This is a genomic window from Pseudoalteromonas arctica A 37-1-2 (genome assembly GCF_000238395.3).
Lineage (GTDB): Bacteria > Pseudomonadota > Gammaproteobacteria > Enterobacterales > Alteromonadaceae > Pseudoalteromonas > Pseudoalteromonas arctica.
The window spans coordinates 875,528-894,063 of sequence record NZ_CP011025.1 but is presented as its reverse complement, the minus strand read 5'-3'; the positions used below and the strand labels follow the sequence as shown (position 1 = coordinate 894,063).

Genomic DNA, 18,536 nt, shown 5'->3' with positions numbered 1-18,536 from the left:
AATGCCGTTTGTTAATGTAAACGACTAAAAAGAGGGCTTGCAAAGCAAGCCCAGTATATTAAATTAATTACGCTGCTTAACCTAAGCGGTAATTTGGTGCTTCTTTAGTGATTTGCACATCATGAACGTGCGACTCACCCATACCGGCTGAAGTAACACGTACAAATTGTGGTTTTGTATTTAGCTCTTCAATTGTTGCACAACCCGTTAAGCCCATAGCACTTCGCAGGCCGCCCACTTGCTGATGAATAATCGTTGCAATAGGGCCTTTGTAAGCTACGCGACCTTCAATACCTTCAGGTACTAACTTGTCTGCTTCGTTTGATTTTTGGAAGTAACGATCTGATGAACCTTCTTTTTGATCCATCGCGCCCAATGAGCCCATACCACGGTAAGATTTGTAATAACGGCCTTGGTATAATTCAACTTCACCTGGTGCTTCTTCAGTACCAGCAAGAAGTGAACCCACCATTACACACGATGCACCAGCAACAAGTGCTTTAACAATATCACCAGAAAAACGAATGCCACCATCAGCAATAACAGGAATGTCGCGACCTTTTAAGCCTTCAACAGCATCTGAAATAGCGGTAATTTGTGGAACGCCACAACCGGTAACAATACGTGTAGTACAAATAGAACCTGGGCCGATACCTACTTTAACTGCATCCGCTCCCGCATCAGCAAGTGCAATCGCACCTTCAGCTGTTGCTATGTTGCCTGCAATAATTTGTAAGTCTGGGTACTCTTTACGCGTTTTAGTAACACGGTCAATAACACCTTGAGAGTGACCATGCGATGTATCGATAAGTAAAACATCAATACCCGCTTCTACTAATGCAGCAATACGCTCATCAGTACCTGCACCAACACTTACAGCAGCACCTACACGTAAACGACCTTGGTCGTCTTTACATGCGTCAGGTTTGTCTTGGGCTTTTTGGTAATCTTTTACTGTGATCATGCCTTTAAGTTTAAATTCATCATCAACAACAAGGATTTTTTCAATGCGGTGTTCGTGCATTAAGCCTAAAATTTCTTCGCGTGCTGCGCCTTCTTTAACGGTAACAAGCTTTTCTTTTTTAGTCATAACGGTAGAAACAGGCTGTTCAAGCTTAGTTTCAAAACGCATATCACGACTAGTAACAATGCCTACAAGCACATTATTGCTATCGGTAACCGGAAAACCTGAAAAACCTTTTTCGTGCGAAAGCTCAATTGCATCTGCAATTGTTAAATCGGCAGTAACCGTTACAGGGTATGAAACAATACCTGCTTCGTAGGTTTTAACTTTACGTACGTTTTTCGCTTGTTCTTCAATAGTCATGTTTTTATGAATAAAACCAAGACCACCTTCTTGCGCAAGGGCAATAGCTAAACGAGCTTCTGTAACAGTATCCATAGATGCTGAAATAAGCGGCAAGTTAAGTTTGATACCACGCGTTAAGCGAGTTGAAATATTTGCCGTGTGTGGCAAAACAGTAGAATGACCAGGTACTAAAAGTACGTCATCAAAGGTAAGAGCTTCTTTAGCGATTCTAAGCATTTTGGCAACTTCTCACATGTGGATCTAAGATAAGGAATTGCGGCCAAATTTTAACAGCGTTGTTGGCATGAGTAAATAATATTTCGCAAATATTTATGATAAAGTAGTGCAATAAATAGTTTTAGGTTGTTTTTTATGTTTTCGAAGCCTTCGCAGGCGGTTTACACCGTTTCACGCCTTAATAGAGAAATTCGCACAATCCTTGAGCAAGGTTTTGCATCTTTAGTGCTCACGGGCGAAATTTCTAACTTTATTACCCCTGCATCTGGACATTGGTACTTTTCGTTAAAAGACGATAAAGCACAAATTAAAGCCGCAATGTGGCGAGGCAATAATCGCAACCAAAGCTACCGCCCTGTAAATGGCGTACAAGTTACAGTAAAAGCGCGTGTATCGCTTTATGAACCTCGCGGTGACTACCAGCTTATTGTTGAGCATATGGAACCCGCAGGCGAAGGTCAGCTAAAACAAAAATTTGATGCGCTTAAAATGCGTTTAGCCGCCGAAGGATTATTTAGCTCTGCTCACAAACAGCCATTACCCCAAAATATTAATCGCATTGGTGTTATTACTTCAGCAACCGGCGCTGCTATAAAAGATATTTTAACGGTACTTAAACGTCGTGCACCGCAGCTAGAAGTCATCATTTACCCTGCTATGGTACAAGGCAAAGAAGCGCACGTGCATTTAATTAACCAAATTGAATTAGCTAATGCTCGTGATGAAGTAGACGTACTTATTTTAGGGCGAGGCGGCGGATCACTTGAAGATTTATGGTGTTTTAATCACGAACAGCTCGCCCGCGCTATTTTCAAAAGTGAATTACCCATAGTAAGTGCGGTAGGCCACGAAATAGATACCACTATTAGCGATTACGTTGCTGATGTTCGTGCAGCGACCCCATCAGCCGCAGCTGAGCTTGTAAGCCCAAATACGCAAGAGTTACACAACAAAGTAACGCAATTAGTTAATCGTTTATCTAACGCGTTTAAGCACGGCATTGCCGACAAGCGCGCACTAGCAACGCAGTTACAACACCGCCTTAATTTATGTCATCCGCGTAATCAGCTTAATCAAAAATCACAACGTTTGGATGAGCTAAGCATTGCGCTGCAACAGGCGATGCGTCATCGTTTATACCAACAAGAACGTACACTCAATAACTTAACGCCGCGTTTAATGCGCCAATCACCCGATAAAAAACTCGCTACAGCAAGCCATCAACTTTCGCAATTACAAGCTAGGCTAAACCAAGCTATACAGCATCAGTTACAGCAAGCGAATAATAGCTTAGCACTGCAAGCAAGCAGGTTAGATTCAGTAAGTCCGCTTAATGTTTTAGCGCGCGGCTATAGCATCACTAAAACACAACAAGGCAAAGTGGTTAAATCTGTGGGGCAAATTAAAACAGGCGATGTTTTGATTACAGAGCTCGTTGACGGCTCTATAGAATCACAGGTTATACCTATTACATAAATTAAAACTCTGTACTTAGCAACAATTTAAGCTCGCTATCGCTTGATGTGGAGGTAGTGCTTTTAAATTGTTGCCAAAACTCTTGCTTCATCAACTTGTCGTTTAGCTCTCGCCATTGAGAATTATCAAATGTGTCGTTATCAGCGGGTGCGGCTAGTTCAAATTCACATATCGTCGTTTTACATTTTGCACTAACAACATCGGGTATAATCGCTAAATCAGCTGTTAATAAAAAATCTTGTAATGCCATTTCAGTACGATAAGCCCATTCTTCGTCACGCGTTTGCTTTTCAAATTTATCACGTAAGATCTTCTCAAAATCTGAAGGACCTCTCATTTGCTTTAAAATGCTTTTAACTGTCGCTTTCTGTTCGGCGAGTTGCTGCTTAAGCTGAGTTACTTGCTCTTCTAAAGGTAGTTCATCAAGCATTTGGGTTTCTGAATAGGTTGGAGGCGTGTCTTCAGCGGGCTCTATACTAGCGACTTGCTCAGGTACTGCAGAGTCTGCATTACTTAATACCTCATTACTTTGTTGTTCAGTATGAAGCTTTTGCTGTTTTTCATAACTTGGCTGCGACTTAACAGATTCAGGATGACTTGAAGCTGCATTAAAGTAGCCCCAAGTTAAACCTACACCCGCAATAAACCCAATCCCTAGAGCCAATAAACTATTCTTGTTCATGTTAATTCCTTTTAAGTTTTATGATTTTTAATTACTTATAGCATTGCACTCGTGTGCGATTCGTTTTCAGGCTCAGGATTTGCTAAAAAGTTTTGGTTCATACTTTGCGCCGGACACTCACAATCCGGTCGACCAATAATTTTAGCGGGTACGCCAACAGCGGTTGTGTGTGGTGGAACATTGCTAAGTACAACTGAGCCCGCACCAATTCGTGCGCCCTCACCTACTTCAATATTACCAAGTACTTTAGCGCCGGCGCCAATTAATACGCCCGCTCTAATTTTAGGATGACGATCGCCCTGCTCATTGCCTGTACCGCCAAGCGTTACAGATTGCAAAATTGATACGTTATCTTCAATTACTGCTGTTTCACCAATAACAATACCGGTTGCGTGGTCAAACATAATGCCTTTACCCACTTTACATGCTGGGTGAATATCGACCCCAAACACTTCAGAGTTACGGCTTTGAATAAAGCGCGCTAGCTCTTTGCGGTTTTGTTGCCACAAGCAATTAGCCAAACGGTGCGCCTGAATAGCATGAAAACCTTTTAGATTTAATATAACCGTAAGATAGGTTTCTGATGCAGGATCGCGGTCTTTTACCGCTTTAATATCCTCAGCAACAAAAGATAGCATACGGTCACATTTTACAAATGCTTGGTCAAACAGCTCTCGGATAGTGAATGCCGATACCACCGCATCAGCCAACTTATTAGCAACAATAAAGCTCAATGCCGAACCTAAACAATCATGATTCAAAATGCATGAATAAACATGACTTGCTAATAATGGTTCACGTGTTACTACATCGTTAGCTTCGTCGCGAAGCTGTTGCCAAATTGCATGACGCATAATACTGCACTGCCTTAAGTTGATATAAAATAGCCTTTTCCCAAGTCTAACGGATTTAACCACTAAGGTGTTAATCCCTTAGTTATTTGTTCTGGTTATTAGATATAACTAGCACCCAGAAATGATATTTTAAATACGTACCTATTTTTTAGATTAAGTCATACGACAGTAGCTAAAATGACCAATACATACTTAAAATATAATAAATTAATAAAAATCAAAAGCTAACAACGTATGACAGCTCACCTGTCATATGCCAAAATACATACTGGCGTACAGCTGACGGCGTAAATAACAAAAACAAACGCTAAATTAGCATCATCAACTCAACAAGGATAACGATGATGAAAAACGATATATTAAATATAAAAAAATTAGGTTACAAATTTTACTTTCAAGATGGCGACAATCAAATAGCCTGTTTTGGCAGCTACTTTACAGGCAAAGAAGAAATCTACGTCAACGACGATTTAGTTAGTAGTAAGCGTAGCGTTGGTAGAAAAAGCACGCATACATTTGAATTTAACGAACATAACTACCAAGTTAAATATCACATGCTAAATATTATCACTGGCAAGCTTGAATGTACTTTTTTTAAAAATAATGAGCAAATAAAGCAGCAAGAACAAACTGTACTTCCTTTTATTAAAGATCCGAAAAGAGCCGTCCTCTTTTTTTCTGCCTGTGTACTTGCCGGATACTTAGGTGGGTATTCAACCTTTGCGCTAATTGACTTAGTGGTAGGTAAATAAACGCATGCAACTTAACCCTAAAACAATAAAAGAACTTAGGCAGCAATTTAATTGGACGCAACAGCAACTTGCCGATGCCTGCGATGTAAGCTTACGTACCGTTCAGCGTGTAGAAAAAGAAGGTGCGGCATCAAAAGAAACCACAATGGCTTTATGCGCAGTATTTGAAGTGCGCCAAGGCGAGCTCATAAAATTGGACGACTTAGAAGAAGATGAAACGGTTAAAGCCCAATCAACGCAAAAGTTTATTGTAGCTATTGCTATAAGCTCTTTAATTAGCTTTACACTCGGAGTTGGCTGTATGCTATTAATAACGAGCTTATGATATTAGTAACAAGCCTATGCTTTCGCTTAAAGTATTAATATAAAAATGCCCCAGAGCTTTAAGCACTGGGGCATTTTTTATACATTTAAAGATAGTTTAAAAACCACTTAAATTATTGAAATACTTTTTCAACTTTTACTACTTCAATATTTTTTGCAGGAATTGCTAATTTGTAATCAGCAATTACTTTATCCTCAGCAACTAGTTCCGCTGGTTTTTTTGTGTTGTAAACCATTGGTGAGGTTTGCTGCGATGCTAAACGTTTTTGCATATCAGCGCCGTCTGCGGTTATAAACACATATTGAACATTGTCTGTTTGTAAGTTTTCTTTAATAACGCGATTTACATCAGCAAGCGCTAGCGTTTTAAGTTTTTTAGTTACGTAACTTACAAAGCTATCTGTGTTGTAAAATTCGCTATCAAGTGCGTAACCTAATTGGCGGTTTTGACTTGCAACCATTTGCGGCACAAAGTTAATTAAAAAGTTACGCGTAGCTTCAAAGTCATCTTCGCTCATACCATTTTCAATTAGCTTATCTAGCTCAAACAAGGCGGTACGTGTGGCAAAGTGCGCATCGTTATTAGAGCGAAGTGGGCGTAACCACACTTGAAATATTTGCTCAGAGCGCCCTAGGTTTGCATCAGGCTTGGTTTGAAACATACCACGTGGAAAGTATTCAATGTATGCGTAATCGCCATAGTTCATGCCGCGAGTTTCACGAATGCGCTCATATAAAAAGCTGTTAGAACTACGGTGCTCACCAAAGTACGAACGCACAAGCCAAAGGGCTGTCCAGTCTTCGCTACTTCTTATTGTATCAATAGGAAAACCAAACGATACCGCTGTCGATTGCGCCGATTTTTCTACAATCGTTGCATGATGACCTTTAAGCACTGGCGCATCAGGAATACTTAAACGGCTTTGCTCACCCTTTGGTAGCGTTGCAAAATCGCTCATCATTTTAGCTTTAAGCTTTGCAGGTACAGCCCCAATTAAACCAACTGTGAGTTTAGATTGCGTAAGCTCGCTGTGATAAAACGCTTTAACATCATCTAGCGTCAACGCTTCTAAATCCGAAATATCACCGTAGTTGTAACTTTCGTAAGGGTGATTTTTGTAAAGTGCACTGTATAGCACTTCTTTGCCTAGCTCTTCATCGTTAGATGCTTTTAAGCCTGATTTAATACCATCGATCATTTCTTTTTTAAGGCGTTTAAAGTCATCATCTCTAAAGCCTGGGTTTAATAATTGATCGCTCACAAGTGAATACCACTGCGCTGCATTGTCTTTATGAATACGCCCTTGGAACGACAGCATTTCTTTATCTATTTGATAACCAAAGCTACCTGCAAGCGGATAAAGTGCTTTTTGAATATCTTTATAGCTTGTCGCCTCTGAGCCACCTTGTGCAAGCATAGCCGCAGTTAACGCAGCAACACCTTTTTTGCCTTGTGGGTCGGCAGCCGCACCGGTATTGAATAAAAAGTTAACATCAATTAATGGCGAGCCATTCGTTTTATCAAGTACTTTAAATACAGGTGCCGCAGGTGCTTGTTTAAGCTTTGCAGTAAGCGCATTTAAATCAACTTCTTGCTCGAAACCTGGGGCTTTATCAAGTGCCGACATCGTTAATGTGGTACGTGCGTTATCAGTAAAGTATTTATTAGCAACGGCTTTAATATCTGCGCTGGTAATGTTATCTGCCGATTTATACAGCTGGTTTATAACCTCAGGATCGCGCTCAAAATGCATGTAGCTGGCAAGAGTTGATGCAATCGCTTGCGATGAATCCAAGCCATTAATAAAGCTGTATTTAAGGTTCGATTTTAAATAACTCAACTTTTGCTCATCAACAAGCTCAGTGCGTGCTTTTGCATAAGTGCGGTTAATGGCATCGCGCGCAGTGGCTAAATCGTCTGCGTTTTCTACTTTAACAAATACGTGTAATAAACCCGGATCTTTAGTCTCAGGGTTATAAGTAAACATTTGGCTGGCAATTTGTTTGTCGACCACTAGCTCTTGATATAAATCTGAATTACTAGAAAAATAAAGCTGTGAGATTAAATCAAGCGCCGCTCTGTCTTTTTTAGCAGGCTCCCACGCAGCGCCTTTGTACGATACAAGTAACCAATGTCCTGGTAGCGCTTCATCTTGCTGGTGCAAATATTTTGGTGCTTGTTGAACAGGCTCTGCTTTAATGTCAGCAACATAGTTACCCTTTTTCCAGCTACCCCAATGCTTTTTAACCATTGCCATTGTTGCTTGTGGATCTACATCGCCCACAATAACAAGTGACACATACTCAGGTTTATAAAATTTAGCAAAAAACTCTTTTCCGTACGCCATTTGATCTGGCATCGCTTCTATGTCTTTAAAAAAGCCCATAGTGGTGTGTTTATACGTGTGCTTATCAAACGCTTCTTCGCGTACAGCGCTTAATAATTTACGAATTGGACTCGCGTTGTTTTTTAAGTACTCACCTTTTACCGTTTGTGCTTCTGTTCTAAATTGCTCTTCGGTGTAAGTTAAGTTTTGAAAAATATCAGCTTCAAGCTCAAGTACTTTATCAAGATGCTGCTTTGAAAAGTTTAAATGGTAGTTTGTAAAATCGTTTGTTGTATAAGCGCGGTTATCAACACCTGAATTTTTTAATATGTCTGAGTACACATCTTCAGGGTATTTTTGTGAGCCTTTAAACATCATGTGTTCAAAAAAGTGAGCAAAGCCTGTTTTGCCCTCTTCAACTTCGTTACGCGACCCAACCGATACCGGAATTTGCAGCGACACCACATCAGGGTAGTCGGTTTTAACAACCATGACACGTAAGCCGTTTTCTAGCTCTTCAATTAAATAATCTTGCGAGAAAACACGGTCATCAGCTTTATTTACTTGTTCTTGTTGTGCTGTTGTTTGCGTGCTTTGGTTTTGTTGCATGGCGCAACCTGTTAACGCCAGCGATACCGCTAAGCTGGTTGCTAATAATTTAAATTTCATTGTTGTCCCTTTTTAAATTGAGCAAATTTGTTGTCAGATTTAACTCTTTAATTATGCCCCAAAGCCAATAAATATAAGAGCCCAAAGGGAATTTATTATGTAAACAACTGTGTCAATTATAAATTATGGGAACAAGCACTATGAATAAACATCATGTTAGTTGAAAAACTTTCATTAAATAAATCTATCTAGACGTCTAAATGGCTGCTATATTAAATCCATCAAAACAAACTTAGCTGGAATGAGGATTATGGCTTTATCACTAAAAGAGAAGATAGTGGACACCAATCAAGGTGTTTATCTTATTGGTACTACCCCGCCTAAAATTGGCACCGATAAAGCGCAATTAAAAACCATTGCAGAAAAGCTATTAGGTCGCTTACACGAAATTGAATACGACGGCGTGATAATTTACGACATTCAAGACGAAAGCAGCCGAACTAATCAAGACCGTCCATTTGCGTTTAAACAAACCGTTGATCCGCGTGAATACAGCCATTTACTTCGTAATTTATCTGCACAAGATGTGATTACTTATAAAAGTGTGGCGCAGCGTGGCGTAGGCGAATTTAAAGATTGGCTAAGTGAGACTAAAAACGACTACGATTTACAAAATGTAGTTTTAGTAGGTAGCCCGTCATCAATAGGCGATATAAAGCTAAGCCTGCCAGATGCGTATAAAGCGATGGCTGAGCAATCAGATGATTTCTTTTTAGGTGGCGTTACGATTGCCGAGCGCCATTCAAGTAAACGAAATGAGCACGAACGATTAATAGAAAAAACAGCACAAGGTTGTCAGTTTTTTATATCGCAAGCTGTTTACGACGCACAAGCTACTATAGAGCTAATTACTAGCTACGCACGTACGTGTAAAGCACAGGGTATTACACCTCAACGTATTATATTAACGTTTACCCCGTGCGGAGGCGAAAAAACCTTAGAGTTTATGCAATGGTTGGGTATCTCAGTGCCAGAGGCAACTAAATGGCGCATGCTTGATGCAGACAATACATTAAGCGAATCAGTCCGTATTTGCCGCGAAAATCTCGACTTAATACTTAAAAGCTGTGCGCATTTAGATGTACCGCTGGGCTTAAATATTGAAAGCTTAACAAACCGTAAAGAAGAAATTGACGCGTCAATTAATTTATACCGTTTATTAAAAGCCATTATGGAATTGAACCTTGCGGAAAAGCTAATAGCTTAAAAGCTAATAGCTTAAAAGCTAATAGCTTAAAGGCTAGGAGAGCTAATTAACACCCTTCTTGGCAAGCCTAATGGCTTGCTTTTTTATGTCCGTACTTTGAAAAATAAATTAATAAGTACGTAAAAATTTGCTGCTTAAGCTATCCATTAAAGCTATTTTTGGTTATTACTCTCAAGCCTTTTTAAGGCAAACCCCATCGATGAGCACATAACACCAAGAATTATTCCCTCATTAGATATAAATCTAATGCTAGGGACGTTTCAAATGAGCTTATTATTGCTAAGGAAAAAATAAAACCCATCGCAGAAAAAACTAGCCAAGTTTGTGTGGCATGAGTCATGACGAACCTCCTTTTATTATTGTGCTTTTTTAGCGAGCTTATACGCTTGTTTATTTTTATACATTGCGTGGTCTGCATCATTTAATAGCGCTTCAAAGGGCTGCTTTTGTTTATTAGTAAAACTATAACCAATACTAAGCGATAAATCGCAAACGTCTTCTTTGAGTAAGGCTTTTGAATACTCAGAGGATATTTTATCCATGATGTAGTTAATCTTGCTTTTATCGCTTACTTGCATTACTGCAACAAACTCATCGCCACCTAAGCGCCCTACTATATCAGCATCTCTTAAATGCGTTTTTAGCGTATCTGCCAATATAATTAAGGCTTTGTCGCCCACTTCATGTCCGCAGGTGTCGTTTAATTTTTTAAAGTCGTTTATATCAATAAACAAACAACACACGTCAAAGCCTAAACGTAGCGCTAAGTTAAGTTTTTGCTGGGCTAATAAGTTAAGTGCTCGGCGGTTATAAATATTCGTTAATGAGTCTAACATGGCTATTTCGCGCATTTGCTCATAGCTATACACAAGCGCTAGGTCGTCTTCAATCAAATCGCGTAGTTGTTCTATGAGTTCAAAATATTCATCGGTATAGCTTGTTATTTTAGTGTCTTTTAAACATAACGTGCCAAACACTTCGCCTTCAGGCCAATGAATAGGTAAACCTAGGTAGGATTCAACACCGTCTTCAACTACTTCTGGTAGGGTATTCCATGTATCGTTATTACTTGCATCATTAACATATAATGTACTGTTAGTTTCAGCTACGTGGCGACAAAACAGAGGTGTTTGAGGAGGAAGTATAGGATTGGTCTCAAAGTTAGAGCCACCTTCGTTACTTCTAATAACAACGCGATAGCCTTTGCTTGTTGCTTGAACTATATAACCAGACGGGGCTGAAAAAAGCCCCGTTATAAGGTCGATTGTTTTTTGCCATTTATGCAAAGATATTTGGCCATCAATACCAGAAAATGCCCATTGATCAATTTCAAACATTGCTTTACCTCGGCTATTTAGTAGCTCCAGTATAGGCAAAAAAGCAAAGTAAAAGCTATTATTTACGACGTCTGCTTGGCTCTCTTTTACCAGTGATGCGTTTTTTATCGCGATCTTTTCGCGACTTGTTAGTATTTTTACGATTATCTTTTGGCTTTTTATTAGGATCTGGCTCGTAACCTTCTAACCACTGCGGCGTTAAACGCGTATCGAGTAGTACTTCAATTTCTTCTAGCAGCCATTGCTCATCAAGACTTACCAGCGACATAGCAAGTCCTTGTTCACCAGCTCGACCTGTACGGCCAATACGGTGCACGTAATCCTCGGCAATGTACGGTAGTTCAAAGTTAATTACGTATCTAAGTGTAGAAATATCTAAACCACGCGCAGCTACATCGGTTGCAACAAGTACGCGTGTAATACCTTCTTTAAAGTTTTGCAATGCACGGTCGCGTGCGCCTTGCGATTTGTCGCCATGGATTGATTCGGTTTTTAAACCATCTTTACACATTTCTTTAGCAAGCTGATCAGCCATTTGTTTTGTGCGAGTAAAAATAAGCACTTGGCGCCAGTTTTTCATGCCAATCATGTGCGATACAAGTTCGCGCTTACGATCCTCATCTACAGCGTAAATAACTTGCTCTACTTCAACGGCTGCTGAGTTGCGCTTATCAACTTCAATTAGTTCTGGGTTTTTAAGTAACTTTTTACTGAGTTCAAACACGCTGTCATCAAACGTAGCTGAAAATAGTAAAGTTTGGCGATCGCCCGGGATATGTCGCAATATACGTCTAATTTCATCAATAAAGCCCATATCAAGCATGCGGTCAGCTTCGTCAAACACTAAGGAGTCTACGCTTGAAAGTACCACACTGCCTTTAACTATATGATCAAGCAAACGCCCAGGTGTTGCCACTATAACTTGCGCTGTTTTAAGTGCTTTTATTTGAGGGCCAATACTTACGCCACCATAGGCTAAAGCGCCATTGATATTAGTGCCTTGTGCGTACTTTTCAAAGCTTGCAAATACTTGCTGAGCAAGCTCACGGGTTGGCGTTAAAATTACAACGCGGGCAAGGCCTTGCTCATCTTTTTTAGGGGTATTTAAAAGCTTATGTAATAAAGGTAAAACAAAGGCGGCGGTTTTACCCGTACCTGTTTGCGCGCTGCCCATTACATCACTTCCGGCTAAAATAGGCGGAATAGTTTTAATCTGAATTGCGGTAGGTTGAGTGTAATTATTTTGCTCAATCGCTGTTAATAATAACGGGTCGAGATTAAGTGATGAGAACGTAGTGGCAGACATAGGCTTAGCTTTAAAATAACAAAGAGCGCTATTGTACGCATATTACTGTACTGCGTAAATTAACCAGTCCAGAAAAGTATTTAATCGTGGTTGCTCACTTTCGCTTTAGCGCTAAAAACAATAAAAAAGGCGCTAAATAACAGCTGTATTTAGCGCCTTTTATAATTTGCTGTAGCTTTAAGCTGGCTTTAGTGTCGCTTTACGCTCGTTGTAAAACGCTATTAAATCGTCAACTGTTGCTTGGCAGTATTCGCGTATACCCGAAACTACCATATGCTTTTCACCACTACCCACTTTAACGCCATTTTCTAACAGGTTAAAACGTAGTGTAATTTTTCCGCGCTTACCGGCGTACTCAAAACTAGGCTCTGCAAACTCAAGTTCTGGTGCTGTAATATCAAGATTATCAAGGTTGATAAGCATTGATTCGTAAATAATCATTGGGCGAGCAGGGTTAATCATTACCTCTTGCTTACCCATTAATGGAATAATTACATGCGGGAAAGTAGTACCAGAAAACTCAACATAATTTTTTATTAGACTATTAGTTAGTGCTGGGCATTGGCTGGTTTTACCTTTGCGCTTTACCTTTAAAATAACTTTTTCGCCATTGGTTACATCAAACTCATCAGCCCCTTCAGGGAAGTTAAGTTTGGTGTTTTCATCAACCATACCGGCAAAAGTAAATTCCATTTGTTCACTAATACCGTAGCGGTCTAGTACCAATGAAAAAAGTAAGTCTCCTGGCGCGCAAAACTTTTTGGCATCTTTGTCGTGGAGTGGATTGTAATCGTCAGCAACGCATTTAGCGAATCGACAACCTTGCTCACGAGAGATAGAAACATAATCAGCATGCTGCTGAAAAAAAGGACTTAACATAGTTTGTTCACTGCTTAAACTGCTTATAACCTATCTATATTACCAGAAAAAAAATACTGAGAGGTCGAATCTGTTAGATTAGTTGCTAAATAAAACAGAGCAATAAAAAACAATGACCTTTTATTTATTAGCGCTATCAATTATATGTGTTTTTCCGTACTGCAAAATATCAATAATGCGGCACCCCCTTTGGCACTACTTACTAGCTTTAAGTGTTGTAAGTGCATATTTTCAAGGTTATATAAATTTATATGCCCTGCTGTTAACCGGGCTTTACGTTGTTTTATACTACTGTGCGCTAAATACAAAGCAGGCAATAATACGCGCTACTTTAAGTACTGTTTTTATAGTTTCCTCATTGGCATTAGCACTTCATTGGGTACCTGGTTTTAATAACCTCCCTATTGTTATAAACGAGCGTATTACAAGCGATGCGATTGCTTTTACCCTTTATGCTAATTTTGATAAAGCTATGGCGGGTTTATTTCTTTGTGCTTACTTTTATTCGAATAAAAAAACTTTAAAAGCAGACTCTAATAAAGCAGACCCATTAAACGTTAAACAACCCATTTTAATAATTATTGCTACTGTTTTAGCTGCGCTCACTGCGGCTTTAATGCTAGGACTTGTAAGCTTTAACCCTAAGGTTCCTGGCTTTTGGCTAGCCTTTATTGCTATTAATCTTTTATTTACCTGTGTTGCCGAGGAAGCTTTATTTCGAGGTTTACTACAAACTAAGCTTAGCAAAATAATTACACCTACCCGTTTAGCAATACTTGCCCCTGTAATTACTGCAGGTATTTTTGCTTTGGCACATTTTGCTGGAGGAATTAACTATGTATTGGTTTCATTTATTGCCGGCTTGGGGTATGGCTATGTTTTTTATAAAACGCAGCGCTTAGAGTGGGCTATTTTATGCCATTGGTTGGTTAATGTTTGCCACTTCTTTTTGTTTACTTATCCTATGCTCAATAAAATCTAAATACATTTACAAATGCTAACAATTTACTTAGTAGTAAACATTGCCCGCATTTGATTTTGTTAGTAATTTACTATTTCAAATAATAAATTAAGGGACTAATAAATATGCTACGTTTTATAACGGCAATAACAGTGCTCGCCACAATAACGGGTTGTTCAAGCATGACTTATCATACAGATATAGACAACGGCGTTTTATCTCAAGAAATTGGCACCTACGTTAATAAAAGAGATTTACAGCAATTTTATAGCGACCAAGAAGCACACGAAAGTGGCGCTACCCTCCTAGGCCGAATAGAAGGTGAAAGCTGTGATGGCGACGGTATGGGCAGCAATAATGTAAGCTATAACCGCTCTAAATCAAACGCGATTGATTTACTTAAAGCTGATGCCATGCGCAGAGGCGGAAATGCTTTTACTATTAATTCTTGTAGTGAAACGTCTGTATCGTATTGCGACCTATCTGTTTTATGCACCGGACAGGCCTACGACTATTAATAAGTAAAAGTGCAAATTATATATTAAGCGCAAAGCTAAGTAATACGCGCTTTCCAGACTCGATTTTAGATACGCTGTGTTCGTACTTATCGGGTCTGAATAAATACACGCGATTAAATAAATTTATAATGCATTTTGAGCATTTAAATACCCCACCCGCTTTAGGTTTTTCTAATACAAAGTTGAGCTTGTAATAGCGCCCTTGCTGCACAGGGTCAATATGGTTCATTACGCTGTGATTAGTTGGGTAAGTAACAAGGTTTATCGAAAATGTATTACTGCTAAAAATAGCTTTGTTTTTAACGGTTGCAATCATACTGCCTCCATATTGTTTATGTGTCTTATTGTATCATTGGGCTGGGTCTTACTTCGTTTTTAAACGAGACTAAAACGCCATGATATATAGCTAAACAACCTGACACAAAAAAGCCGAACTTATTTTACTAAGCTCGGCTTTTATAAGTGCATTTTAGTAATTATGCACTTGGGTATTCGCGGTACGCACGCTCTATATTTTTAGCCTGCTTTTTAGAAATACCTAAATGAGCAAGCGCAACACGTAAACGAGCACGTGATAGGTCAGACCCTAGTATTTCCATTGCATCAAGCACTGACGTACTTGACGTTTTGCCAGTAATTGCGACAAATATTGGCTCTAAAAAGTCTTTAATCTTAAGCTCGTGGAATGTTGCAACTTCTTTTGCAATTGCAAAAATAGCGGGCTTTTCAAAGCTACGTAAACCTTCAAGCTGCCATACAAAAAATTGTAGCGCTTGGCGAATCACGTTTTCGTCTGCTTTGCCGGCTGTTAATAGCGCAGGATCGTAAGTTGGAATACCACCTACAAAGTGCCCTGCAAGCTCAACCATATCCGACAGCGTATTAATACGTGTTTTAACTTCTGGTAATATTTTAGCGAGCATTTCGCCATTAAACTTCCAATCAACAAAGCGCTGAATTAACTGCTCGTCGGTTAGATTCTCGCGGATCCACATGCCGTTTAACCAGCTTAATTTATCTACGTCGAATACTGGACCACCAAGCGATACGCGCTTCATGTCGAAGTTTTCAATCATCTCATTAAGTGTGAACTTTTCACGCTCATCAGGCATTGACCAACCCATACGGCCTAAGTAGTTAAGCACGGCTTCTGGCAGGTAGCCCATTTCTTTATAGTAATTAATAGACGTTGGGTTTTTACGCTTAGACAGCTTTGATTTATCTGGGTTACGTAGTAATGGTAAGTGACCAAGTACTGGTGCTTCCCAACCAAAATCTTCATACAGTTTTAATAACTTAGGTGCTGAGTTAATCCACTCTTCACCACGGAAAATATGACTAATTTCCATATGGTGGTCGTCAACTACGTTCGCTAAAAAGTACGTTGGAAAGCCATCCGCTTTTAAAAGCACTTGCATGTCTACGTTTTCCCACGGGATCTCAATTTCATCACGTAGGTAGTCGTTAAACTTAAATGTGCCTTCGCTCGGGATTTTCATACGTATAACGTAAGGTTTGCCTTCAGCTAAGTTTGCTTTAATTTCTTCATCTGTATGGTTTAAACCACGACCGTCATATTTAGGGCGTAGGCCTTCTGCCATTTGCTCTTCACGCATTTGATCAAGCTCTTCGCTTGTTGCAAAGCAGTAAAACGCTTTACCATCGTCAACTAACTGATGCGCGTATTTTTTATATAAATCGCTACGCTCAGATTGACGGTAAGGACCAAATTCGCCACCCACATCAGGACCATGATCCCACTCAAGCCCTAACCAACGTAGGCTATCCATAATCGCAAGTTCAGACTCTGGCGTGCTACGTACTTGGTCTGTATCTTCTATACGAAGTACAAATTCACCGCCTTGTTGTTTAGCAAAACAGTAGTTAAATAAGGCGATATAAGCGGTGCCAAGATGCGGGTCACCAGTTGGCGACGGGGCAACACGGGTGCGAATTGTCATGGTATATTCTCTTTAAATAAGTGAGATAATAAAAGTGGTTTATGCAGCTACTTTGTTTAAGTAAGCAATAATATCGTTTGATTCGTACAGCCATTGTACTTGGCCGTTTTGCTCTATACGCAGGCAAGGCACTTTAACTTTGCCGCCTTGTTCTAGTAGCTCTTGACGATATTGCTCATTGTCTTTTGCATCACGCGTTTCTATGTTTAAGCCTTCGCGTTTAATGGCGCGACGTACTTTTACACAAAACGGGCATGCTTTAAATTGATACAGTTTAAATTGTGAGGTTTGCTGATCAAGCTGTGCTTGCTCGTCGCTTGCACGCTTTTTACTGCGAGGAGTAAATACAAAATTAAAGAATAAAATTATACAACCTAAAAACCAACGAACTAATTTCATGTTCTGCGCTCTGCTTACAACAATTTAAGGAGCCAGATTTTAGCACAAATTTACAATCAAAAAAGTGTAATACTGCGAGAATTACACTCAAGTAATTTAATTTACTAAAAGTGCTTCTATAGCAAGACCATATCATCCCTATGAAGTACTTCTGCGCCACTATCGTAATCGAGTAACTGGCCTATTTGACTAGAATGCGCACCCTTTATTTTATTTACTTCAACGCTACTAAAGCGCGTTAAGCCCCGTGCAATTACTTGCTTTTTATTATCAATTAAATCAATTAAATCACCGCGTTCAAAACGTCCAAATGCATTAGTAACGCCTTTAGCAAGTAAGCTTGCGCCTTTATTTTGCAGCGCTGTAATAGCACCTGCATCTATAACAATTTGGCCGGTACTTTTAGGCCCGGCTAGTAACCATTTTTTACGGCCATCTTTTGGAGCGGTGAGTTTTAAAAAACGCGTGCCTGGTAACTCGTCACTCATGCATTTTAAAATAACGTTTTTACCTGCGCCTTTAGCAATAATAACTTCAACACCTGCGCGCCTTGCAATGTCGGCGGCCTGCAGTTTAGTCGCCATACCGCCGGTGCCTAAATTTGTACCACTGCCACCAGCAAGTTGTCGCAGCTCATCATTTATATGTGTTACTTCACCAATGAGGGTGGCATCGGCGTTTGTGCGTGGATCGCTGGTAAATAACCCTTCTTGATCAGTAAGTAGCAGTAACTTATTAGCATTAGCCAAAATAGCGACAAGTGCCGATAAATTATCGTTGTCGCCTACTTTTATTTCGCTCGTGGCTACAGCGTCATTTTCGTTAATGATGGGTACAACGTCGTAATTTAATAACGCATTGAGTGTATCGCGGGCATTAAGGTAGCGCTCTCTGTCGTCTACATCGGCGCGAGTAAGTAGCATTTGCCCTACATTTACACCGTATAAACCAAACAAGCTCTGCCAAATATGAATAAGTTGACCTTGTCCAATTGCAGCAAGCATTTGTTTATCAATTAAGCTTCTGCCACAGGGTTTTAATAGTTGTTCGCGCCCAGCAGCAACCGCACCGCTCGATACTAAAATAACGTGATGGCCTTGTTTTTTAAGCTCGCAGCATTGGCGTACTAATTCAACCATATGTGCTTTGTCTAGCTTATCGGTGCCGCCAGTGAGTACGCTTGTACCAAGCTTTACAACTATTACCTGTTCCCTTTGCATGTGCTTTTTACTACTGATTAATTAAAGATGAATTAATTTATACCAGCTCGGTATTTTTGAACAAGTTAAAAATATTCATGCTAGGATCTGATTTTATTAAATTATATAAATTACTCTC

The 18,536-nt window shown here is 39.7% G+C and carries 17 protein-coding genes; 6 read left to right on the top strand and 11 right to left on the bottom strand.

Translation table 11 applies throughout. The annotated features are described in order from the left end of the window. Positions 1–76: 76 nt before the first annotated feature. Complete coding sequence (gene guaB / locus PARC_RS04020) at positions 77–1,546, bottom strand: IMP dehydrogenase (protein ID WP_002958783.1); 1,470 nt, start codon at positions 1,544–1,546, stop codon at positions 77–79. A 135-nt stretch (positions 1,547–1,681) separates the two neighbouring features. Here guaB and xseA point away from each other — a divergent pair, with 135 nt between their 5' ends. Continuing rightward, entirely contained in the window at positions 1,682–3,022 is a 1,341-nt protein-coding gene (gene xseA / locus PARC_RS04015) for an exodeoxyribonuclease VII large subunit (RefSeq protein WP_010553169.1), read from the top strand. 1 nt (position 3,023) lies between these two features. Here the strand turns inward: xseA and PARC_RS04010 are convergent, their stop codons facing one another. Next, the gene (locus PARC_RS04010) at positions 3,024–3,704 is read right to left on the bottom strand and encodes a hypothetical protein (RefSeq protein ID WP_007581614.1); all 681 of its coding nucleotides are present in this window, start codon (positions 3,702–3,704) and stop codon (positions 3,024–3,026) included. Positions 3,705–3,739: 35 nt separating this feature from the next. Further along, positions 3,740–4,558 (bottom strand): serine O-acetyltransferase, encoded by an 819-nt coding sequence (gene cysE / locus PARC_RS04005; RefSeq protein ID WP_007581613.1) that lies wholly within the window; start codon positions 4,556–4,558, stop codon positions 3,740–3,742. A gap of 344 nt (positions 4,559–4,902) precedes the next feature. Between cysE and PARC_RS04000 the strand changes: the two genes are divergently transcribed. Next, the gene (locus tag PARC_RS04000; RefSeq protein WP_010553168.1) at positions 4,903–5,310 is read left to right on the top strand and encodes a hypothetical protein; all 408 of its coding nucleotides are present in this window, start codon (positions 4,903–4,905) and stop codon (positions 5,308–5,310) included. A gap of 4 nt (positions 5,311–5,314) precedes the next feature. Then, complete coding sequence (locus tag PARC_RS03995; protein ID WP_010553167.1) at positions 5,315–5,635, top strand: helix-turn-helix transcriptional regulator; 321 nt, start codon at positions 5,315–5,317, stop codon at positions 5,633–5,635. A gap of 112 nt (positions 5,636–5,747) precedes the next feature. Here the strand turns inward: PARC_RS03995 and PARC_RS03990 are convergent, their stop codons facing one another. Continuing rightward, positions 5,748–8,630, bottom strand: coding sequence for a M16 family metallopeptidase (locus tag PARC_RS03990; protein ID WP_010553166.1), 2,883 nt, complete (start codon positions 8,628–8,630; stop codon positions 5,748–5,750). Between the two features lie 250 nt (positions 8,631–8,880). Here PARC_RS03990 and PARC_RS03985 point away from each other — a divergent pair, with 250 nt between their 5' ends. After that, positions 8,881–9,837: a methylenetetrahydrofolate reductase gene (locus PARC_RS03985; RefSeq protein WP_021032136.1), complete on the top strand. Its 957-nt coding sequence runs from the start codon at positions 8,881–8,883 to the stop codon at positions 9,835–9,837. A gap of 356 nt (positions 9,838–10,193) precedes the next feature. Here the strand turns inward: PARC_RS03985 and PARC_RS03980 are convergent, their stop codons facing one another. The 3 genes from PARC_RS03980 to PARC_RS03970 form a co-directional block, all read right to left on the bottom strand. After that, a complete protein-coding gene (locus PARC_RS03980; RefSeq protein WP_010553165.1) occupies positions 10,194–11,174 on the bottom strand; it encodes a sensor domain-containing diguanylate cyclase in 981 nt (326 codons plus the stop codon). 58 nt (positions 11,175–11,232) lie between these two features. After that, positions 11,233–12,480 carry a DEAD/DEAH box helicase gene (locus PARC_RS03975; protein ID WP_007581604.1) on the bottom strand — a complete coding sequence of 416 codons (1,248 nt, stop codon included), beginning with the start codon at positions 12,478–12,480 and terminating at the stop codon, positions 11,233–11,235. A gap of 177 nt (positions 12,481–12,657) precedes the next feature. Next, positions 12,658–13,359, bottom strand: coding sequence for a DUF3581 domain-containing protein (locus PARC_RS03970; RefSeq protein WP_007581602.1), 702 nt, complete (start codon positions 13,357–13,359; stop codon positions 12,658–12,660). A gap of 112 nt (positions 13,360–13,471) precedes the next feature. On the opposite strand from PARC_RS03970, the gene PARC_RS03965 reads away from it, so the two are divergent. Next, positions 13,472–14,341 carry a CPBP family intramembrane glutamic endopeptidase gene (locus tag PARC_RS03965; protein ID WP_010553164.1) on the top strand — a complete coding sequence of 290 codons (870 nt, stop codon included), beginning with the start codon at positions 13,472–13,474 and terminating at the stop codon, positions 14,339–14,341. Between the two features lie 104 nt (positions 14,342–14,445). Continuing rightward, the gene (locus PARC_RS03960; RefSeq protein ID WP_010553163.1) at positions 14,446–14,838 is read left to right on the top strand and encodes a hypothetical protein; all 393 of its coding nucleotides are present in this window, start codon (positions 14,446–14,448) and stop codon (positions 14,836–14,838) included. 16 nt (positions 14,839–14,854) lie between these two features. Here the strand turns inward: PARC_RS03960 and PARC_RS03955 are convergent, their stop codons facing one another. From PARC_RS03955 to proB, 4 genes are all read right to left on the bottom strand, one after another. After that, positions 14,855–15,154, bottom strand: a complete 300-nt coding sequence (locus tag PARC_RS03955) for a hypothetical protein (protein WP_021032137.1) — start codon at positions 15,152–15,154, stop codon at positions 14,855–14,857. A 160-nt stretch (positions 15,155–15,314) separates the two neighbouring features. Continuing rightward, the gene (gltX, locus tag PARC_RS03950) at positions 15,315–16,799 is read right to left on the bottom strand and encodes a glutamate--tRNA ligase (RefSeq protein WP_007581594.1); all 1,485 of its coding nucleotides are present in this window, start codon (positions 16,797–16,799) and stop codon (positions 15,315–15,317) included. Positions 16,800–16,838: 39 nt separating this feature from the next. Continuing rightward, entirely contained in the window at positions 16,839–17,198 is a 360-nt protein-coding gene (locus PARC_RS03945; protein WP_007581591.1) for a glutaredoxin family protein, read from the bottom strand. A gap of 116 nt (positions 17,199–17,314) precedes the next feature. Further along, positions 17,315–18,418, bottom strand: a complete 1,104-nt coding sequence (gene proB, locus PARC_RS03940) for a glutamate 5-kinase (RefSeq protein WP_010553162.1) — start codon at positions 18,416–18,418, stop codon at positions 17,315–17,317. Positions 18,419–18,536: the final 118 nt, after the last annotated feature.

What these genes read in the sequence shown, in the direction of transcription:
- PARC_RS03960 (WP_010553163.1), top strand. Translation starts at nt 14,446, where the DNA reads ATGCTACGTTTTATAACGGCAATAACAGTGCTCGCCACAATAACGGGT.
- PARC_RS03955 (WP_021032137.1), bottom strand. Translation starts at nt 15,154, where the DNA reads ATGATTGCAACCGTTAAAAACAAAGCTATTTTTAGCAGTAATACATTT.
- guaB (WP_002958783.1), bottom strand. Translation starts at nt 1,546, where the DNA reads ATGCTTAGAATCGCTAAAGAAGCTCTTACCTTTGATGACGTACTTTTA.
- proB (WP_010553162.1), bottom strand. Translation starts at nt 18,418, where the DNA reads ATGCAAAGGGAACAGGTAATAGTTGTAAAGCTTGGTACAAGCGTACTC.
- PARC_RS03970 (WP_007581602.1), bottom strand. Translation starts at nt 13,359, where the DNA reads ATGTTAAGTCCTTTTTTTCAGCAGCATGCTGATTATGTTTCTATCTCT.
- PARC_RS04000 (WP_010553168.1), top strand. Translation starts at nt 4,903, where the DNA reads ATGAAAAACGATATATTAAATATAAAAAAATTAGGTTACAAATTTTAC.
- gltX (WP_007581594.1), bottom strand. Translation starts at nt 16,799, where the DNA reads ATGACAATTCGCACCCGTGTTGCCCCGTCGCCAACTGGTGACCCGCAT.
- cysE (WP_007581613.1), bottom strand. Translation starts at nt 4,558, where the DNA reads ATGCGTCATGCAATTTGGCAACAGCTTCGCGACGAAGCTAACGATGTA.
- PARC_RS03975 (WP_007581604.1), bottom strand. Translation starts at nt 12,480, where the DNA reads ATGTCTGCCACTACGTTCTCATCACTTAATCTCGACCCGTTATTATTA.
- PARC_RS03985 (WP_021032136.1), top strand. Translation starts at nt 8,881, where the DNA reads ATGGCTTTATCACTAAAAGAGAAGATAGTGGACACCAATCAAGGTGTT.
- PARC_RS03980 (WP_010553165.1), bottom strand. Translation starts at nt 11,174, where the DNA reads ATGTTTGAAATTGATCAATGGGCATTTTCTGGTATTGATGGCCAAATA.
- PARC_RS03945 (WP_007581591.1), bottom strand. Translation starts at nt 17,198, where the DNA reads ATGAAATTAGTTCGTTGGTTTTTAGGTTGTATAATTTTATTCTTTAAT.
- PARC_RS03965 (WP_010553164.1), top strand. Translation starts at nt 13,472, where the DNA reads ATGACCTTTTATTTATTAGCGCTATCAATTATATGTGTTTTTCCGTAC.
- PARC_RS03995 (WP_010553167.1), top strand. Translation starts at nt 5,315, where the DNA reads ATGCAACTTAACCCTAAAACAATAAAAGAACTTAGGCAGCAATTTAAT.
- PARC_RS04010 (WP_007581614.1), bottom strand. Translation starts at nt 3,704, where the DNA reads ATGAACAAGAATAGTTTATTGGCTCTAGGGATTGGGTTTATTGCGGGT.
- xseA (WP_010553169.1), top strand. Translation starts at nt 1,682, where the DNA reads ATGTTTTCGAAGCCTTCGCAGGCGGTTTACACCGTTTCACGCCTTAAT.
- PARC_RS03990 (WP_010553166.1), bottom strand. Translation starts at nt 8,630, where the DNA reads ATGAAATTTAAATTATTAGCAACCAGCTTAGCGGTATCGCTGGCGTTA.